Source organism: Arthrobacter crusticola (genome assembly GCF_004357995.1).
Lineage (GTDB): Bacteria > Actinomycetota > Actinomycetes > Actinomycetales > Micrococcaceae > Arthrobacter_D > Arthrobacter_D crusticola.
Genome location: NZ_SMTK01000003.1, coordinates 436,805 through 453,425, shown reverse-complemented (window position 1 = coordinate 453,425; position 16,621 = coordinate 436,805). Strand labels below are relative to the sequence as shown.

General features: G+C 69.3%; 14 protein-coding genes. 6 read left to right on the top strand and 8 right to left on the bottom strand.

Going from position 1 to position 16,621, the window contains the following annotated elements:
- Positions 1 to 112: 112 nt before the first annotated feature.
- Entirely contained in the window at positions 113 to 1,219 is a 1,107-nt protein-coding gene (locus E2F48_RS09875; protein ID WP_133403810.1) for a S1C family serine protease, read from the top strand.
- Between the two features lie 10 nt (positions 1,220 to 1,229).
- Here the strand turns inward: E2F48_RS09875 and E2F48_RS09870 are convergent, their stop codons facing one another.
- The 3 genes from E2F48_RS09870 to E2F48_RS09860 are packed head-to-tail and all read right to left on the bottom strand — an operon-like array spanning position 1,230 to position 4,417.
- Positions 1,230 to 2,324 carry a polyprenyl synthetase family protein gene (locus E2F48_RS09870; RefSeq protein ID WP_246018766.1) on the bottom strand — a complete coding sequence of 365 codons (1,095 nt, stop codon included), beginning with the start codon at positions 2,322 to 2,324 and terminating at the stop codon, positions 1,230 to 1,232.
- Positions 2,325 to 2,333: 9 nt separating this feature from the next.
- Positions 2,334 to 3,650 (bottom strand): geranylgeranyl reductase family protein, encoded by a 1,317-nt coding sequence (locus tag E2F48_RS09865; RefSeq protein ID WP_133403809.1) that lies wholly within the window; start codon positions 3,648 to 3,650, stop codon positions 2,334 to 2,336.
- Complete coding sequence (locus E2F48_RS09860; RefSeq protein ID WP_133403808.1) at positions 3,650 to 4,417, bottom strand: demethylmenaquinone methyltransferase; 768 nt, start codon at positions 4,415 to 4,417, stop codon at positions 3,650 to 3,652. The genes E2F48_RS09865 and E2F48_RS09860 overlap by 1 nt, the downstream gene beginning before the upstream one ends.
- 114 nt (positions 4,418 to 4,531) lie before the next feature.
- On the opposite strand from E2F48_RS09860, the gene E2F48_RS09855 reads away from it, so the two are divergent.
- From E2F48_RS09855 to E2F48_RS09840, 4 genes are all read left to right on the top strand, one after another.
- Positions 4,532 to 5,872: an isochorismate synthase gene (locus tag E2F48_RS09855; RefSeq protein WP_133403807.1), complete on the top strand. Its 1,341-nt coding sequence runs from the start codon at positions 4,532 to 4,534 to the stop codon at positions 5,870 to 5,872.
- Positions 5,873 to 5,999: 127 nt separating this feature from the next.
- Positions 6,000 to 6,794, top strand: a complete 795-nt coding sequence (locus E2F48_RS09850; RefSeq protein ID WP_133403806.1) for a transporter substrate-binding domain-containing protein — start codon at positions 6,000 to 6,002, stop codon at positions 6,792 to 6,794.
- Positions 6,795 to 6,873: 79 nt separating this feature from the next.
- A complete protein-coding gene (locus tag E2F48_RS09845; protein WP_133403805.1) occupies positions 6,874 to 7,659 on the top strand; it encodes an amino acid ABC transporter permease in 786 nt (261 codons plus the stop codon).
- Positions 7,660 to 7,664: 5 nt separating this feature from the next.
- A complete protein-coding gene (locus E2F48_RS09840) occupies positions 7,665 to 8,435 on the top strand; it encodes an amino acid ABC transporter ATP-binding protein (RefSeq protein WP_133403804.1) in 771 nt (256 codons plus the stop codon).
- Positions 8,436 to 8,466: 31 nt separating this feature from the next.
- Here the strand turns inward: E2F48_RS09840 and menD are convergent, their stop codons facing one another.
- Both menD and E2F48_RS09830 read right to left on the bottom strand, forming a co-directional pair.
- On the bottom strand, positions 8,467 to 10,182 hold the full coding sequence (gene menD, locus E2F48_RS09835) for a 2-succinyl-5-enolpyruvyl-6-hydroxy-3-cyclohexene-1-carboxylic-acid synthase (protein WP_133403803.1): 1,716 nt from the start codon (positions 10,180 to 10,182) through the stop codon (positions 8,467 to 8,469).
- Positions 10,183 to 10,278: 96 nt separating this feature from the next.
- Positions 10,279 to 10,818: a DinB family protein gene (locus E2F48_RS09830; RefSeq protein WP_133403802.1), complete on the bottom strand. Its 540-nt coding sequence runs from the start codon at positions 10,816 to 10,818 to the stop codon at positions 10,279 to 10,281.
- A gap of 192 nt (positions 10,819 to 11,010) precedes the next feature.
- Between E2F48_RS09830 and E2F48_RS09825 the strand changes: the two genes are divergently transcribed.
- A complete protein-coding gene (locus E2F48_RS09825) occupies positions 11,011 to 11,268 on the top strand; it encodes a hypothetical protein (RefSeq protein ID WP_133403801.1) in 258 nt (85 codons plus the stop codon).
- A 62-nt stretch (positions 11,269 to 11,330) separates the two neighbouring features.
- Here the strand turns inward: E2F48_RS09825 and E2F48_RS09820 are convergent, their stop codons facing one another.
- From E2F48_RS09820 to E2F48_RS09810, 3 genes are all read right to left on the bottom strand, one after another.
- The gene (locus tag E2F48_RS09820) at positions 11,331 to 11,735 is read right to left on the bottom strand and encodes an immune inhibitor A domain-containing protein (protein WP_133403800.1); all 405 of its coding nucleotides are present in this window, start codon (positions 11,733 to 11,735) and stop codon (positions 11,331 to 11,333) included.
- A 475-nt stretch (positions 11,736 to 12,210) separates the two neighbouring features.
- Entirely contained in the window at positions 12,211 to 13,263 is a 1,053-nt protein-coding gene (locus E2F48_RS09815; RefSeq protein ID WP_133403799.1) for a class I SAM-dependent methyltransferase, read from the bottom strand.
- A 158-nt stretch (positions 13,264 to 13,421) separates the two neighbouring features.
- Complete coding sequence (locus E2F48_RS09810) at positions 13,422 to 16,436, bottom strand: AfsR/SARP family transcriptional regulator (RefSeq protein ID WP_165968738.1); 3,015 nt, start codon at positions 16,434 to 16,436, stop codon at positions 13,422 to 13,424.
- Positions 16,437 to 16,621 lie beyond the last annotated feature (185 nt).

Below are 16,621 nucleotides of genomic sequence, written 5' to 3'. Positions count from 1 at the left end.
CGGGCCGCCCAGTTAGTAAGCAGTTTTAGTGATCGGCGGTGCCGGCCCGGCCGGACCGGCACCCGGTGCGTATGGCGCCGGCGCCCTCCCGGCCGGCCGGGGAGGAATCCGAATGAGACGACCCTTAAAGGTCCACCGCAGCGGGCTGGGGCCCCTGGCGCCGCTCGTGCTCGTCCTGGCGGTGCTGACCGGATGCACCGCGTTCGAAGGCAATGGGGACGCCGATCCCGGCCCGACGGCCACCCGGACGGCGCAGTCTGCCGAGGCGGGGACCGGGGATGGTCAGGGTCCCGGGTCCGCGGAACCGGAAGACGCCGCGCTGTCCATCCCGGAGATCGTCGAGGCCGTCCAGCCCTCGGTGGTGACCATCTTCACCGAGGGCGGGCTGGGCAGCGGGGTGATCTACTCCGAGGACGGACTGATCATCACCAATGAACACGTGGTGCGCGGCAACACCGAGGTGGAGGTGGCCTTCGCCGACGGCCGGCGGGTGGCCGGCACCGTGACCGCTGCCGACCGGGTCTCCGACCTCGCACTGGTCCAGGCCGACCGGGAGGACCTGCCTGCGGCACAGTTCCAGGACCGGCTGCCGGAGATCGGGGAACTGGCGGTGGTGATCGGCTCTCCCCTCGGCTTTGAGAACACGGTGACGTCCGGGATCATCTCGGGTCTGCACCGGCAGATCCCCGGCTCGGCCTCGAGGAGCCAGTCGCTCGTGGATCTGATCCAGACGGACGCCGCGATCAGTCCCGGCAATTCGGGTGGCGCCGTGGTCAACGGCCAGGGCGAGATCATCGGGATCAGCGAGGCGTACATCCCGCCCCAGTCCGGGGCCGTCTCACTGGGGTTCGCCATCCCCGCCCCCACGGCAACCGCCATTGCCGAGGAACTGCTCGAGGACGGCACCGCCGACCACGCCTACTTGGGCCTGACCCCCGCTGCCATCACGCCGCAGATCGCCCGGCAGCTGCGCGTCGAGGACACCACGGGCGCCGTGGTGATCTCGGTGGCGGAGGGCGGGCCGGCCGGCGAGGCGGGACTCCGCCCTGGGGACATCATCACGTCCCTCGACGGGGAGGAAGTGGCTTCTCCCGAAGACCTGCTGGCGGTACTGCGCCGCCTCGACCCCGGCGACGCCGTCGACGTCGAGTTCAACCGCGGAAGCGACAGGGAGCAGGCCCGGATCGAGCTGACGGAGCGGCCGACCGAGGGCCTTTGAGCTCCGGGGCTTACACGTCCCGGCTGACCACAGCCTGCGCGAAGCTCGTGAGGGCCTGCTTCACCACGCTCTCGGGCAGGGGCTCCAGGGCGGCGACGGCGTCGTCGGCCCAGCGCTGGGCGAAGGCCCACGCCTCCTGGGTCTGCGGGTGCGCACGCACCGCGGCCACCGCCTCCCCGAGCGCCTCATCGGAGCTGAGGTCGCCGTCGACGAGGGCCAGCACGTCCGCGGCGGAGGCGTCACCGGCGGCGGCGGCGCGGCGCAGCAGGATGACCGGCAGCGTCGGCACGCCCTCGCGCAGGTCGGTGCCGGGCGACTTCCCGGAGGTGACCTTCAGCCCGGTGACGTCGATGACGTCGTCGGCAAGCTGGAAGGCGACCCCGACCTTCTCGCCGTACTCCACCATGACGTCGATGACTTCCTGGGAAGTGTTGGCGAACAGCGCACCCAGCTGGCCCGAGGCGGCCACGAGGGATCCGGTCTTGTCCGCGATGACCGAGAGGTAGTGCTCGAGCGGGTCCTGGTTCTCGCGCGGCCCCACGGTCTCGTGGAGCTGCCCGAGGCACAGCCGCTCAAAGGTGCGGGCCTGGATCCCGAGCGCTTCTCCGCCGAGTTCGGACACCAGGATCGAGGCGCGCGCGAAAATCAGGTCCCCGGTGAGGATGGCCACGGTGTTGCCCCACACCTCGTGTGCCGTGGGGGCGCCCCGGCGGTAGGGCGCCGAGTCCATCACGTCGTCGTGGTACAGGGTGGCCAGGTGGGTCAGCTCGACGACGACGGCGGCCTGGACCACCTCGGGCCGGCCGGGGTCGCCCAGGTGGGACGCCAGGAGGGTCAGGAGCGGACGGATGCGCTTGCCGCCGGCCTCCACCAGGTGGCGGGAGGTGGCGTCGGCGAGCCGATCGGCGCTGGCAATGGCCCCGCGGAGCTGCTTTTCCACCTCGGTCAGGCATGAGGAGACGGCGGGGCCCAGGTCGGGATCGTCGGCGATGAGCGCGAACCCCGGCGGCAGCTTGAAGGAGGAAAGGCCGTCGTCCGGGTTCTCAGCGGTGTCGAGCGTGCCGTTTTCCACGCTGGTCATGCCGGAGTCGAAGGAGGAAGTCACTGTATAAGCCTAACCAAGTGGGGTGGCGGATGACGCACGGGTACCGCGGGGGGCCAGCGGCTGATTGGCGGTGGGCGGCACCAGCGCTTCGAGCAGGTGGATCACCCGGTCTTCGAAGCCGCGCCCGCCGGCGTCGGTGAGGTTGGCGAGCATCCTCACCACGAAGCGCATGAGCACCGGAATCGGCATGCCGGTGCGCAGGGCCAGCCGCAAAATGGCCGGTTTGCCGATCAGCTGGGCGAACACCCGGCCGAGCGTGAAGTGGCTCCCCCATTGGGACCGGATATGCGGGGCGTAGCCGGTGAGGACCTGGTCCCTTCCGGCGAGCGAGGTGACGTCCTGGGCCGAGGCGATGAACTCCGCGGCGAAGCGCGCCGATTCCATGGCGTAGGAGATGCCCTCGCCGTTGAAGGGGGAAACCATTCCGCCGGCGTCGCCGAGCAGCAGCAGGCCCGGGCTGTAGTGCGGGGTCCGGTTGAAGCCCATGGGCAGGGCGGCGCCGCGGATCTCCCCAACCTGGTTTTCCGGGGTGAACCCCCACTCGGCGGGCATGCCCGCCGTCCAGTCCCGCAAGACCTGCTTGTAGTCGAGCTTCCCGAACTCCGACGAGGAGTTGAGGATGCCCAGCCCGACGTTGGAGGTGCCGTCCCCCACTCCGAAGATCCACCCGTAGCCGGGCAGCGGGCGTCCGGTGGCGTCGGGCAGTTCAAGCCAGCCCTCCATCCAGTCGTCGTCGTGCCGGGGGCTGGTGAAGTAGGTGCGCACGGCGACGCCGAGGGGCCGGTCGTCCCGTTTGGCCATCCCGAGACTGACGGCGGTGCGGGTGGAGTTCCCGTCCGCGGCCAGGACGACGTCGGCGGAGAAGGTGCGCGACTCACCCGTCTTCCGGCCCGCGTCATCGAGCAGGTTCACGGTGACGCCGGTGACCCGGCCCGTTGCGTCCCGGACGGCCGAGGAGACCGAATGTCCCTCCAGGATGGTGGCGCCGGCCGCGCGGGCGTGGCGGGCGAGGGCCTCGTCGAAGCCGAGGCGGGTGCGCACCAGACCGTACCCCGGGAAGTCGCTCAGGTCGGGCCAGGGCACCTCGACGGTGCGGCCGCCGGCGAGCAGGCGCAGGCCTTTATTGCGCCGCCAGCCGTCCGCTTCGTCGTGCGGCAGGCCGAGAAGCTGGATTTCGCGCACGGCGCGCGGGGTGAGTCCGTCGCCGCAGACCTTCTCCCGCGGGAAGTGCGTCTTCTCAAGGACGGTGACCTCGACGCCGGCCCGGGCGAGGTAATAGGCGGCGGTGGAACCTGCGGGGCCCGCCCCGACGATGAGGACTGACACTAGTTGACTGCCCGGGTGCTGCGGCGGCGGAGCCGCGCGCGGGCGGCCGGGGCCGCTGAAGGCCGTGGCGTCCCGCCCGGTTTGACCGCACGGTGGATGGCGACGATCCCGCCGTTGAGGTTGCGGTAGGCAACCTCGCCCCAGCCGCTTCCGGTGATCCAGGCGGCCAGTTCGTCCTGGTTCGGCCAGGCGCGGATGGACTCGGCCAGGTACACGTAGGCGTCGGGGTTGGAGCTGACCTTCTCGGCGATCGCCGGCAGCGCGCGCATGAGGTACTCGGTGTAAAGGTTGCGCCACAGCGCAACGGTGGGCTGGGAGAACTCGGCGATGACGAGCCGGCCGCCGGGCTTGGTGACCCGGAGCATCTCCTCGAGGGCCCTGCGCGGCTCGTTGACATTGCGCAGCCCGAAGGAGATGGTGCTGGCGTCGAAGGAGTTGTCGGCGAACGGCAGGTTCGTGGCGTCGCCGGCGACAAAGTTGATGTCGGGGCGGCGGCGCTTGCCCACGGTGAGCATGCCGAGGGAAAAATCACAGGCGACGACGTCGATGCCGTTGTCCGCATAGGGCTCGCTGGAGGTGCCCGTCCCGGCGGCAAGGTCGAGGACCCGCTGTCCCGGCTCGGCACCCACCGCCTGCACCACGAGGCGCCGCCAGCGGTGCGTCTGCCCGAGGGAGAGCACATCGTTGACCACGTCGTACCGGGGCGCGACGCCGTCGAACATGGCTGCTACTTCATCAGGGCGCTTTTCCAGTGATGCACGGTTCACCCGCCCATTGTCTCAAACAAAACGGCCCCACCCGACCGCGGCCGCCGGACCGGCCCCCGCCTCCGGAGCTGCGCCGGAAGCCGCGCCCGCACACCGGAGTAGGCTTGGATCATCATGAGCAATCCCTTTCCTGCCGCGCTTGCGCCTGCACCCGGGCGCGCGGGTGGCCTGAGAAGCATCACCATCCCCCGGGGGCGGATCGAACCCGAGACGGGCCTTCTCGATTATGTGGTCCGCAATGACGCCCATACCTGGATCCGGCGCGGAGGCGGCCTTGTTGCCTTCGGCGAGGTGACCCGTTTCACCACCTCCGGCCCGGACCGCTTCGCGGAGGCGCAGCGGTGGTGGCGGAGCGAGCTGGAATCCGCCGAGGTAATCAACGGTCTCTCCGTCCCGGGCACCGGACTGGTGGCGTTCGGCTCCTTCGCCTTCTCGAAGACCTCGCGGCACCCCTCGCGGCTGATCGTGCCGGAAATCATCATCGGCTGCCGCGACGGGCAAAGCTGGTTGACCTATATCACTGACGATGCCGACGCCGAGCTGAGTGCGGAGGCAGCGGAGGCGGTCCTCGCTGCCTACCTCGAGGAGGTGGACCCCGCCCGGGCCCCGCACCCGGAAGACCGGCTCGCTGCGGGGGTGCTCACCGAGGAGCAGTACCTTGAGGCGGTGGCCGGCGGGGTGCGGCGCATCCAGGCCGGGGAGCTGAGCAAGGTCGTCCTGGCCCGCGACGTGGTGGCCGAACTCGGATCCCCCGTCGCCACGGCCCAGGTCCTGCGGGAGCTGGCGGTGCGGTACGAGGACTGCTGGACGTACTCCGTGGACGGGCTGATCGGCTCCACCCCGGAAATGCTGATCAAGGTTGAGGATTCGACGGCGCAGGCCCGCGTGCTCGCCGGCACCCTCGACCGCGCGGGCGCCCCGGCGGACGACCCGGGGTATGCCGAGCGGGTGCTTGCTGGGTCGGCGAAGCAGCTTCACGAGCACTCCATCGCCATCGACTCCCTGACCCGCCAGCTTGAACCGTTCACGGACTCCATGACCTCGCACAGCGAGCCCTTCGTGCTGCAGCTGCCAAATGTCTGGCATCTGGCCTCCGACGTCCGTGCCCGGTTGACCCGGGACGGCGGCGGCGAGGTGCCGACCTCGCTCGCCCTGGTCGAGGCGCTGCACCCCACGGCGGCGGTCTGCGGCACTCCGACGACCGTTGCCGGCGCGCTGATCCGTGAGCTTGAACACCTTGAGCGCGGACCATACGCCGGACCGGTCGGCTGGATCGATGCCGAAGGCAACGGCGAGTGGGGCATCGCACTGCGCGGCGCCGTGATCGAAAGCAGTACCCGGGTGCGGCTGTATGCAGGGTGCGGAATCGTTGAAGGCTCGCAACCGCAGGCCGAACTGGCCGAAACCTGGAGCAAATTCCGCCCGATGATCGAGGCGCTTGGCCTTTCCCACTAGGAAGGCCGTATTGCCCGCCGCAAATGGTTGGTTACCAATACGCATCTCCTGTAGCCTGTGACGCACATCTCTTGTGCAGTTAGAATCAACACGACCTTTCCTACCCGTCCAAACGCAGAGGTATCCGATGTTTTCCACGAAAACCGCAATGCTGGCCGCACTGGCCGCCGGAACGCTGGCGCTGAGCGCCTGCGGCGGCGGCTCCGACGAACCCGGGGCAACAGGTGAGGCGGGCGGCCTCAACCTGGTTAACGAAGGCGCCCTGACCGTCTGCTCCGACATCCCCTACCCGCCGTTCGAGTTCGAGGAAAACGGCGAGTACACCGGCTTCGACATGGACCTCATGAGGGAGATCGCGTCCGGCATGGACCTGGAGCTCGAGGTCCAGGACGTTGGATTCGACGCCCTCCAGAGTGGCGCCGTCATCGCCGCCGGCCAGTGCGACGTCGCCGCCAGCGCCGTGACGATCACGCCTGACCGGGAGAAGAGCCTCACCTTCTCGGAGCCCTACTACGACTCCCTGCAGTCGCTGCTCGTCCCGGCCGACTCGGACGTCAAGAGCATCGAGGACCTCGCCGGCAAGTCCGTCGGCGTCCAGCAGGGCACCACCGGCGCCACGTACACCCGCGAGAACGTCCCCGAAGACACCAAGGTCGTCGACTTCCCGTCCGACGCCGAGATGTACGCCGCCATCCAGGCAGGCAACGTCGACGCCCTGCTCCAGGACCTGCCGGTGAACCTCGGGCACACCGAGGACGGCCAGTTCACCATCGCCGAGGAGTACAAGACCGACGAGCAGTACGGCTTCGCCTTCGCCAAGGAGGGCAGCGAGGAGCTGGTCTCCGCGGTCAATGAACAGCTCAAGACCCTGCGCGACAACGGCAAGTACCAGGAAATCTACGACACCTACTTCGCGGAGTAGAAAACACTGCCGGTGCCCCGGTGGCCGAGAGCCGCCGGGGCACCAGCGCGCCACCTCCTGAAGGAAGGTATTCCCCAGCGTGAAACCCTCTACACGCCGGCGCCTGTTCCAGGGCGTCCTCTACGCGGTCTTCGCGGTTCTCATCCTCGTCGTCATTTTCCTCGCCGACTGGGCCAGGATCCGCGTCTACTTCTTCAACCTCGATGTCGCCGCGCAGACCCTGCCCGAGATCGTCGTCATCGCAGCCAAGAACACGATCATCTACACCGTCATCGCGTTCGTCGGCGGTCTGATTCTCGGGCTGATCCTGGCCCTGATGAAGCTGTCCCCGGTCCTGCCCTACCGATGGCTGGCCACCGGCTATGTCGAGCTATTCCGCGGCCTGCCCGCGCTGCTGGTGATCTTCGGCTTCGCCTACGCCGTCCCCATCGCCTTTGAATGGCGCCCGCCGGGAGGCAGCGTGGGAGCGGGCCTGATCGGGCTCATCGTCGTCTCGTCCGCCTATATTGCCGAAACCATCCGTGCGGGCATCGAAGCGGTCCCCAAGGGGCAGGTCGAGGCGGCCCGGTCGCTGGGCATGAAGTCGAGCTGGACCATGGTCTCCGTGGTGCTGCCCCAGGCGTTCCGCATCATCACCCCGCCCCTGACGAACGAACTCGTTATCCTGATCAAGGACACCTCGCTGCTGTTCATCGTCGGCCTGGCCCTCGGTGAACGGGAGCTGACGACCTTCGCACGGGACACCCTGACCAGCCAGGCCAACGCCACCCCGCTGGTCGTTGCGTCCCTGCTGTACCTGGTGATCACCTTGCCGATGACGCAACTTGTCGCGAAGCTTGAACGACACAACAAGAGAGGCCGGTGATTGCCATGACCAGTTTGTCAAAGGGCTCCTCGGCAGTAAGCACCACCGAACCGGCGATCGAAGTCCGGGCGCTGTGCAAGAGCTTCGGCAGCAATGAAGTCCTCAAGGGCATCGACTTCCACGTCGATCAGGGTGAGGTGGTGTGTGTGATCGGGCCCTCCGGCTCCGGGAAATCCACGCTGCTGCGCTGCGTCAACCGGCTCGAGGAACCCACCACCGGAACGGTGATGGTCGAAGGGGTCGACATCACCGACCCGGAGACCGACCTGGACAAGATGCGCACCCGCATCGGCATGGTGTTCCAGCAGTTCAACCTGTTCCCGCACCTCAGCGTGCTCGGCAACCTCACGCTCGCCCAGCAGCGCGCCAAGAAGCGCGGCAAGGCCGAAGCGATCGAGGTGGCCCGGCGCAACCTGGCCAAGGTCGGACTCGCGGAGAAGGCAGACGCCTTCCCCTCCCAGCTCTCCGGCGGCCAGCAGCAGCGCGTGGCCATCGCGCGGGCGCTGTCGATGGATCCTGACATGATGCTCTTCGACGAGCCCACCAGTGCGCTGGACCCCGAGCTCGTCGGCGACGTGCTCGAGGTCATGAAGCAGTTGGCCCGGGAGGGCATGACCATGATGGTCGTCACCCACGAGATGGGCTTCGCCCGGGAGGTCGGCGACCGCGTGGTGTTCATGGACGGCGGCGTCGTGGTCGAACAGGGCAAGCCCGAGGACGTCCTGGGCAACCCGCAGCACGAGCGCACCCGGAGCTTCCTCTCCAAGGTGCTCTAGGGCGCGAAGGCGTGACCGTCCGCACCGCGCCTCAGGGCGCGAGCACCGCAGCGACCGCGTCCTGAATCCTTGAGTGCAGCGCACGCAGCGACTGCCGATCCGCCTGGACTTCAACAATGGAGCGGCCCCGGAGGGGCCGCTCCATTGCTGTTTCAAGGCCCTGCAGCGTGGTGACCCGCTCGAAGTCCACCCCGTACGCGGCGGCCAGCGCCGCCAGGTCCACCTGCTGCGGCGTCCCGAAGAGCCGCTCCACGGCGGGTCCGTAGCGTTCCATCGTGGCGGGCTCCCCGTGCTCGAGCAAGCCGAAGATTCCGCCGCCGTGATCGTTCAGCACCACCAGCTGCAGGTCGGGTTCGGTCTCCCCGGCGCCGATGAGCAGCCCGCCGGCGTCGTGGAGGAAGGTCAGGTCGCCCAGCAGCACCCGGGTAGGCACTCCCGTGGCCAGGGCAATGCCGGTGGCCGTGGACACCGTGCCGTCAATGCCGGCCAGCCCGCGGTTGGCGAACACCTCGAGCGGGTGCCAGCCCGGAGCGGCGGTGAGGTCGACGTCCCGGATGGGGTTCGATGAGCCGAGCACCAGGAACCCGTCCGTCTGCTCCCAGACGGCCTCGGCGACGGCGGGACCGGTGGGGCCCTCCTCGCCGGCGAGCAGGGTGGCGATGGCCGCATCGGCGGCCGCACCGGCGGAGCGCCAGGCCTCAAGCCAGCCCGGCGCCGCCGGGCCTGTGAACTCCAGGAGCTCGGGGAGGTTGCCGATGATGCGCTCGGGGCGGCGGCCCGGCTCGAACCACGCCGCCGGCTCCGGAAGGTAAAGTGCCCGTTCGATGTCGGTACGGGCCAGCAGCGCGGCGACCGGCCGGGACAGCGTGGGCCGGCCGAAGACGACCACCCGGGTGATGCCGGCGCCGAGGTGCCCGAGGAGCAGACGGTAGGGGGCGATGGCGCTGATGCCGAACCGGGCGTTAGAGGACGGCTCGGCCAGCAGCGGCAGCCCGAGGTGGGCGGCGAAGACCGCCGCCAGTTCACCGGCCCCGTGACCGGCCACGACGACCGGGCCGCCGGCCGCCGGCGCCGAGGGTGCCCGGCGCCCTCCCGCCCGGAGGGCCTCAGCGGAGCCGGCCGCCGCGCCGTCTCGCCTGGCCGATGCCAGCGTCGCACCGTCGTCGTGCCCGGAGGCCGGCACTTCGACCGGCGCGGCCCCGGCGTCCCCGGCCGGTACCAGAGGGTCCCGGAAGGCAAGGTTGAGCTGGACCGGCCCGGCCGGCGCTCCGCCGCCGCGGGCCTCGCGCACCGCCCGGGCCACGAAGGGCCCGGGGTCCTCCCCCGCCGGCACGTCGAGAGCGCACCGGACGTGGCTGCCGAACAGGCCCGGCTGCTGCGTCGTCTGGTTGGCGCCGGTTCCGCGCAGTTCCTCGGGCCGGTCCGCCGAAAGCACCACCAGCGGCACGGCCGCGTGGTTTGCCTCCATGACGGCCGGCAGCAGTTCCCCGACGGCCGTACCCGAGGTGGTCAAAACCGCCGCGGGCCGCTTCCCGCCCAGGGCAAGGCCCAGCGCCGTAAACCCGGCCGAGCGCTCGTCGATGCGCACGTGGAGCTTCAGCTGCCCGGCGGCTTCCGCCTCGGCCAGCGCGTAGGCCAGCGGCGCACTGCGGGATCCAGGGGCGACGACGACGTCGTGCACACCCCCGCCGGCCAGGGCCGCCACCGCACGCCGCGCCGCTTCGATGGATGGAAGGGAATCGCTCATCCCCCAATACTTCCACGCTCGTCCGGGGAGCCGCCTGCGGCCTGCCCCCTCGGATGACCGGCGCGGCGGAGGGGCCGGCCGGAGGAGGGGGCCGGGCTATTCTCCGGTGCTCCCGTCGACGGATTCGCGCAGCAGGTCGGCGTGGCCGTTGTGCCGGGCGTACTCCTCGATCATGTGGACGAGGATCCAGCGCAGGCTCGGCGCCTCACCAGTGGCCCAGGGGCGCAGGGCACACTGGTCCAGCCCTCCCGTGTCCAGCGCCTGGGCGGTCAACGAGCGGGACCGTCCTACCGTCCCCTCCCAGAGGGACAGGAGCTCTCCGGGGGTGTCCCCGGCGGCGGAATGCCACTCCCAGTCGGGGTCGCTCTTCCAGTCCACCGCGTCCCAGGGGGGCTGCCGGTCCTGGCCGTGCAGGGTGTAGGTGAACCAGTGGTCCTCGACGAAGCACATGTGTTTGAGCAGGCCTCCCAGCGTGAGGGCGGAGACGCCGACCGTGGCGGACAGCCCCGCCGCGTCGAGCCCGCCCGCTTTCCAGGCAAGGGTGGCGCGTTGGTAATCGAGGTAGCCGAGCAGGGTCTCGGCCTCAGTACCTGCGAGCGGAGGTTCAACCCGGCCCTGGTCATCAACGGTGGTCATGCGCGGGAACTCTACGCGCCGGAACGGGCGGGGGCAAAGTCGGCAGCGGAGCCGGGACCGGCGGGCGGACACCCGGAGGCCGCGGCGCCTCCTGGCGGCGGGGCAGATTCCCAGCGGCGGCTCAGGAGACGCTCATTTTCGCCTGTCAGGCTGGCACGGGTTTGCGTCGTATGTCCGTTGAAAGGGGCCGAATTGCTTTCCAGGAGTATCGAACGTGGCCGGCCCGAGGCCTGGTCGTCCGTGACCGGCGCCGCCGCCGCACGGGTCCGCTGGCAGGAGCTGAGCACCGGGGACGCCGTCGTCGTCGAACTCGCCAACGGTCATTCAATGCCCGGGGTCGTGGATGCGCTGGTCGAGGACGCCAGTGTGCTCTGGGTGGAGCTGGACGGGGGAAAGGGACGCCACCTCTTTCACTGGGAGGATTTCGTGGCCATCAGGCCGCTCAGCTAGCCGCCTGGTGACCCGGAAGGAGCCGGGAGAATCCTCCCGGCTCCTTCGTTGTGCCCGCCGGATCAGCGCACCTGGAGGGTGAGCATTCCGTTCCGGTTCGATTGGACGACTTCGATCCGGGTGCCCGTGCCGGCCACGATGACGGAGCCCTGCGGGTTCGCCGGGTCGTAGTAGGCATTGGGGTTGGTGTCATTGAAGACGGTGATGCCCGGCTGCGACGGCGCGGTGAGCGTCGTCATGCCGGTTGCCTGCTCGCGGTGAAGGCTGAGCGGATCGGTGGCCTGACGGCCGAAGGTGGCGTCATAGCTCTGGACGCGGTTGCGCACCACCGTTCCGTCGGACCACGTCAGCGGCTTCGGGTGGGCGTCGACGGGCAGGGCGAGGCCGTTGCGGTCCTCGACCTTGGCCTCGCCGGAGATGACCTTCTCCACCGCCTTCTGGTTGCGGTTGCGGCGGGCGTCGGCCACCGGGTTGGAGCGGTCGTCGGACCTGGGGGGTGCGCCGTCGGCGCCGGGTGAGGAGGTGGTTGACGGGGAGACCGAGCCGGTGGAAGGGGCGGCCTACGCACTCACGGGGGCGAGAACGACGGCGCCGGTGACGGCGAGCGCCATCGCGCGCCGCATCCTCCGGGTAGGGGTGGTGGAATTCAAGGGTTCTCCTTAGTGAAAATGTCCCAGCCGGGCGGAGCTCCGTGATGGGGACCGCCGTGGTGAACATGTTGCCTGAGCACACGTTCTGGGAGGACGCTAACACCGCGATTCACCGGTTTCCCGCCTTGTTTTCACTACGAGCCACTTTTTCGATGTCCCCTAGCCGAAATGCGGCCTGCTTTGTAAAGTGCGCGGCTGCGATCAGGGATAGGTGTCGTCCTGGGTGGTGCTGATCCGCGCCCCCTGACGGCCGCCGGCGGCAGCAATCAGGGGGCGCGGATTCCTTCGGACGTCAGCGGCGTGCTTCGAAGACGCGGTTGAAGGGCGTCTGCGCCACGCGCCGGAAGGATGTGAACCCGTTGCGGTGGAACAGGCGCGCCCACGTTTCGTCCGGGACCTGGTTCCCGAGGGCCGTCGTGCCGCCGGCCAGAGCCGAAGGGGTGCAGAGCATCGCCGAGCTGGGGTAGAACAGCCTCGCGGCGAACAGTCCCGCCGCGTCGTCGGGTCCCTCGGCGGTCATCGGTTCAACGATCATGACGGAGCCGTCCTCGGCCACCTGCCGGGCAGCGTGCGCGATCACCTGTTCCGGGTCCCCCATGTCGTGCAGGGAATCGAAGAACGTGATCAGGTCATAGGGTCCTCCCCCGTACTCGGCTCCGGAGGCGTTCTCCATCCGGATCCGGTCCGCCACTCCTTCCGCCGCCGCCTTCTTGGCGGCTGCATCAAGGGAACCCTGGTGCAGGTCGACGGCGACGAACCGCGAGGCCGGGTACTCGGCTGCCATGAGTGTGATCGCCGTCGCGTGCCCGGCACCGATATCAGCCACCCGGGCACCGGCGGTCAGTTTGGATTCGACTCCCGACAGCGCCGGAAGCCACTGGCTGAAGAGACACGCACGGTATACCGGGCCAAAGGAGCGGTCGAAGCCGTCGAACAGTCCCGGGTTTTGGTCTCCCCAGGCCAGGGCACCGTTGGAGCTGAACGCGGCGTCGATGCGTTGCTGCCCCTGGACGGTCGCGGTCAAGACCTCGGTGAGGCCGCCCAGGTAGGCGGGAGAATCGTCCACGGCGAGGACCATTGCCTGTTCTGGGGACAGGCGGTAGCGTCCGTCGGCGTTCTCGGTGATGTACCCGCCGAGGGACTGGCCGATCAGCCACTCCCGGACCAGCCGCTCGTTGGTGCCGGTCCGCTGGGCCAGCTCGCCCGGGCTCGCCGGACCGGTGAAAAGGGCCCGGTAGAGCCCGTGGCGCACACCAAGGTGGATCGAAACGACCCCCCACGCGCCGATGAGCTCGGTGGCCAGCTGAGTGGTCAGGGCTGTCAGTTCCGTTTCATTGATCTGCATGGCTCTCCTCCGTTGGAATGGGCCACCGTTTTGGTGGTGTGACCACGTTCCCAGGGGGCGCTTGCAGACCGCGCACAGGTCGCTGACATTCCGGTGCCTCGCCCTAAGGAGCCGCCGAACGATAGTTGTGGTGGTGCCGGGCCCCCGGTGCGAGCGCCTCAGGGGCGGGCGGCAACCGTGATCCCGGCCGCCTGGCGTGCGCGGGGCAGGGCGATGCCAAGCGCATAGACAATTACATCCGACCGGGCCATGGACGAGCCCATGGCCACACAGCGCGCGGTGTCCTCAGGGCCGAGACGGCGGACCAGCCGCTCCCAGCGCTCCTTGGCCCGGCCGGCCTCGGGGCCTCCAACCACCGACGCTTCGGCCGCGGAATCGGCTGCGGAGAGCAGGACGACGGCGGGCCGGGGCTGATCGAGGTCGGCGAGAAACTCAGCCAGCAGGCGCAGGGTGGTCCACTGTTGCACCCACATACCCGAGCGCTGCCAATGCTCGATGACGGCCGGAAACGCGTCCACGGCTCGTTGGTAATCCCGCCTCCGCATGGCGCCCGATAGGAGGGAGACCATGGCCACGCCCTCCACGTAACCCGCCTTGACGGACCGGGCGATCACCACGGCCTGCTCCAGGGCGGCCGCCGCCCGGTCCGGGTCGTCAACGAGTGCCACCTCACCGTCAACAAAGGCCGCGAAGGACCGGCCCGCAGGGCAACCGACGTCGGCGGCCCGGCGGGCGCAGGGAGCCACCGCCTCCCGCGCTCCTTCGATGTCACCGCGGTAAAGCCGGGACAGGGCGATGTCCGCCAGCAGGATGACCCGCCATAACGGGGATACTGACGGCGCATCGTAGGCTTCGCGGGCCAGCCTTTCCGCCTCGAGGTAGGAGCCCCTGAAGATCGCCACGATGTTCGCCGACGCCGCGCACGACCATGCCCGTTGTGAGACGTGCGGGTGCGCCTTAAGGGTCTGCTGCGCTGCGGCCAGGAGCCGCTCCGCTTCATCGAGATCACCCTGCAGGCAGGCGGCCTGCGCGGCCGCGCTCTGGACAGCTGCGGAAAGGGGATGTCCTGCCAGGGCGGGATGGACCCCCAGGGCCCGCGCCCAAGGCCACAGTTCGGACTGTTCGTGGATCTGCGCGTAGTTCGCGAGGGCGACCGTGATCCTCGCGGCCGCCGTGAGGTCGGACCGGCTGATACATCCGTGCCACGCAGTGCGGATATTGGGCAGCTCGGCTTCCAGGATTCCGACCCACTGCGCCTCATCGGGTCCCTCAAGAGCACCCTCGGCTTCTTCCACGAGGTCCACGACCCAGGCGGTGTGCGAGAGCACCGCACTGCCGGCCGCCGTGTCAGCCGCGAGCCGTTCCGCGGCGTAGGCGCGGAGGGTCTCGAGCAACGAGTAACGGAGGCGTCCACTCCTGTCCTGGCGGACCGAGACCATGGACGCCTCGACCAGACGGGTGAGGGCCTTAACCGTCGAGCTTCCGGTCAAGGCCCCGCCGGCGACCCGCTCGGCGGCCTCGAGGGTAAACCCACCGTCAAATACCGACAGTCCGGCGAACATGGCTCTTTCCGGAGCTGTGAGCAGCGCGTAGGACCTGTCGATGACGGTCCGCAGGGACGACTGCCGCGGGAGGGACAGCAGATCCAGCCGGTCGTCGAGCCGATCCCGCAGGCCCATCACACCGAGGGTCCGCACCTGACCGGCGGCGAGTTCGATCGCCAGGGGAAGGCCGTCGAGGCGGCGGCACAACTCATCGACGGCGGGAAGGGTCCGCTCGTCAAGCGTGAAGTCGTCCTGGACCCGCCGCGCGCTTTGTTCGAAAAGCCGCGTTGCCACCGATCGATGCCCCTGGGCCGGCGCCTCCGTGAAATCCTGTGCTCCGTTGTGGGTGGAAAGCGGTCCCAGCGGAACCACCTGTTCGGCCCGGAGCCCAAGCCGCTCCCGGCTGGTGGCCAGCACCGTCAGGGCAGGGCCATCACTGAGAACCCGCTCGAGGAGGTCCGCGACCTCGACGAGCAGGTGCTCACAGTTGTCGAGCACCAGGACCAGCCGCCGGGTCCTCAGGTAATCCACGAGGACTTCCCCGAGCGGCTCCTCCGGGCCCGGACGAACGCCGAGCATGCCGGCAAGAACCGGGTCAATGCTGTCACCAGGGCGCAGGGACGCAAGCTCTAGCACCACCACGGGGGACGCATCGGTTTCCCGTGCCAGAGCGGAGACAACTTCCATGGCCAACCGCGTCTTCCCCACCCCTCCCGTGCCGGTCACCGTCACCAGCGGTGACACGGCCATGGCGTCCCGCACCCGCTGCAAATCCGCGTCCCGGCCGAGCAGGGGGGCCGGAGGGCGCAGCCAGGCCAGCGGAGCCCGCGGGGCATTGGCGGTAAACCCACCGCGCTGCGGTTCCAGAGCGGGGTGCTGCGCAAGGATTTTGGCTTCCAGTGCGCCGAGCTCCGCCGACGGATCGAGTCCGGCCTCCTCAGCCAGGCGCGCCCGGTATCCGCGGAGCGTATTCAGCGCCTCGGAGGGTTTCCCGCTGCGGTACAACGCCAGGGCCAGCAGGCGGTGCGGCCTCTCGCTCAGAACGTCCTGCGCCGTCATCCGCCGCAGGTCCGGCAGCACCTCGGCATACAGCCCTGCCGCCAGGCGGGCTTCGACCAAATCCTCGGTGATCCTCCGGTGCAGTTCATCAAGCTGCAGCTGCTCTGCGGCCAGCGCGGAATCCGGCCAGCCGGGCAGACCGGCGAACTCCTGAAGCGGCCGTCCGCGCCAACAACCCAGTGCGTGGAGGAGCAACGAGACAGCGGAGGCCGGACGGGAATCCAGCGATTGTCCTGCGGCAGCCACGGAGGAGGTCACCTCGTCCACGTCGACGTCGACGTCTGTCATCGCCAGGCGGTAACCGCCCGGGGTGCGCAGCACCGGGCATTCCAGATCAGGGGCCGTCTGCACCCACGATGCACGCAGTCTTGAAATGTGGCTTTGAAGACCGTTGCGTACATCCCTCGGCGGATTATCCCCCCAGACGGCGTCGATGATCGCGTCCTCGCCCACGGATGCCCCCCGGGCGACGAGCAGGAGCGCCAATACGGCCCGGCGGCGGAGGCCCCCGAGGGGGAGCAGCCGCCCCCGAACTGTCACCGTCAGCGGTCCGAGCAACCGGTAAGCCACGCGGCCGTCATCGTGCGGGTGCTCCCTCACCTGACCAGTCCCGAAATCGTGCTCCATGATCTTTCCGACGCCGCGCCGTCTGGCTTCAATCGTCGGACCGCGACCCGGGGGCGTCAAGAGGGCGAGACGTCAAGACTCCTCAGGTCCTGGAGCCGAGATTCTGCTTGAGTCCGCTGGTCTTCAGT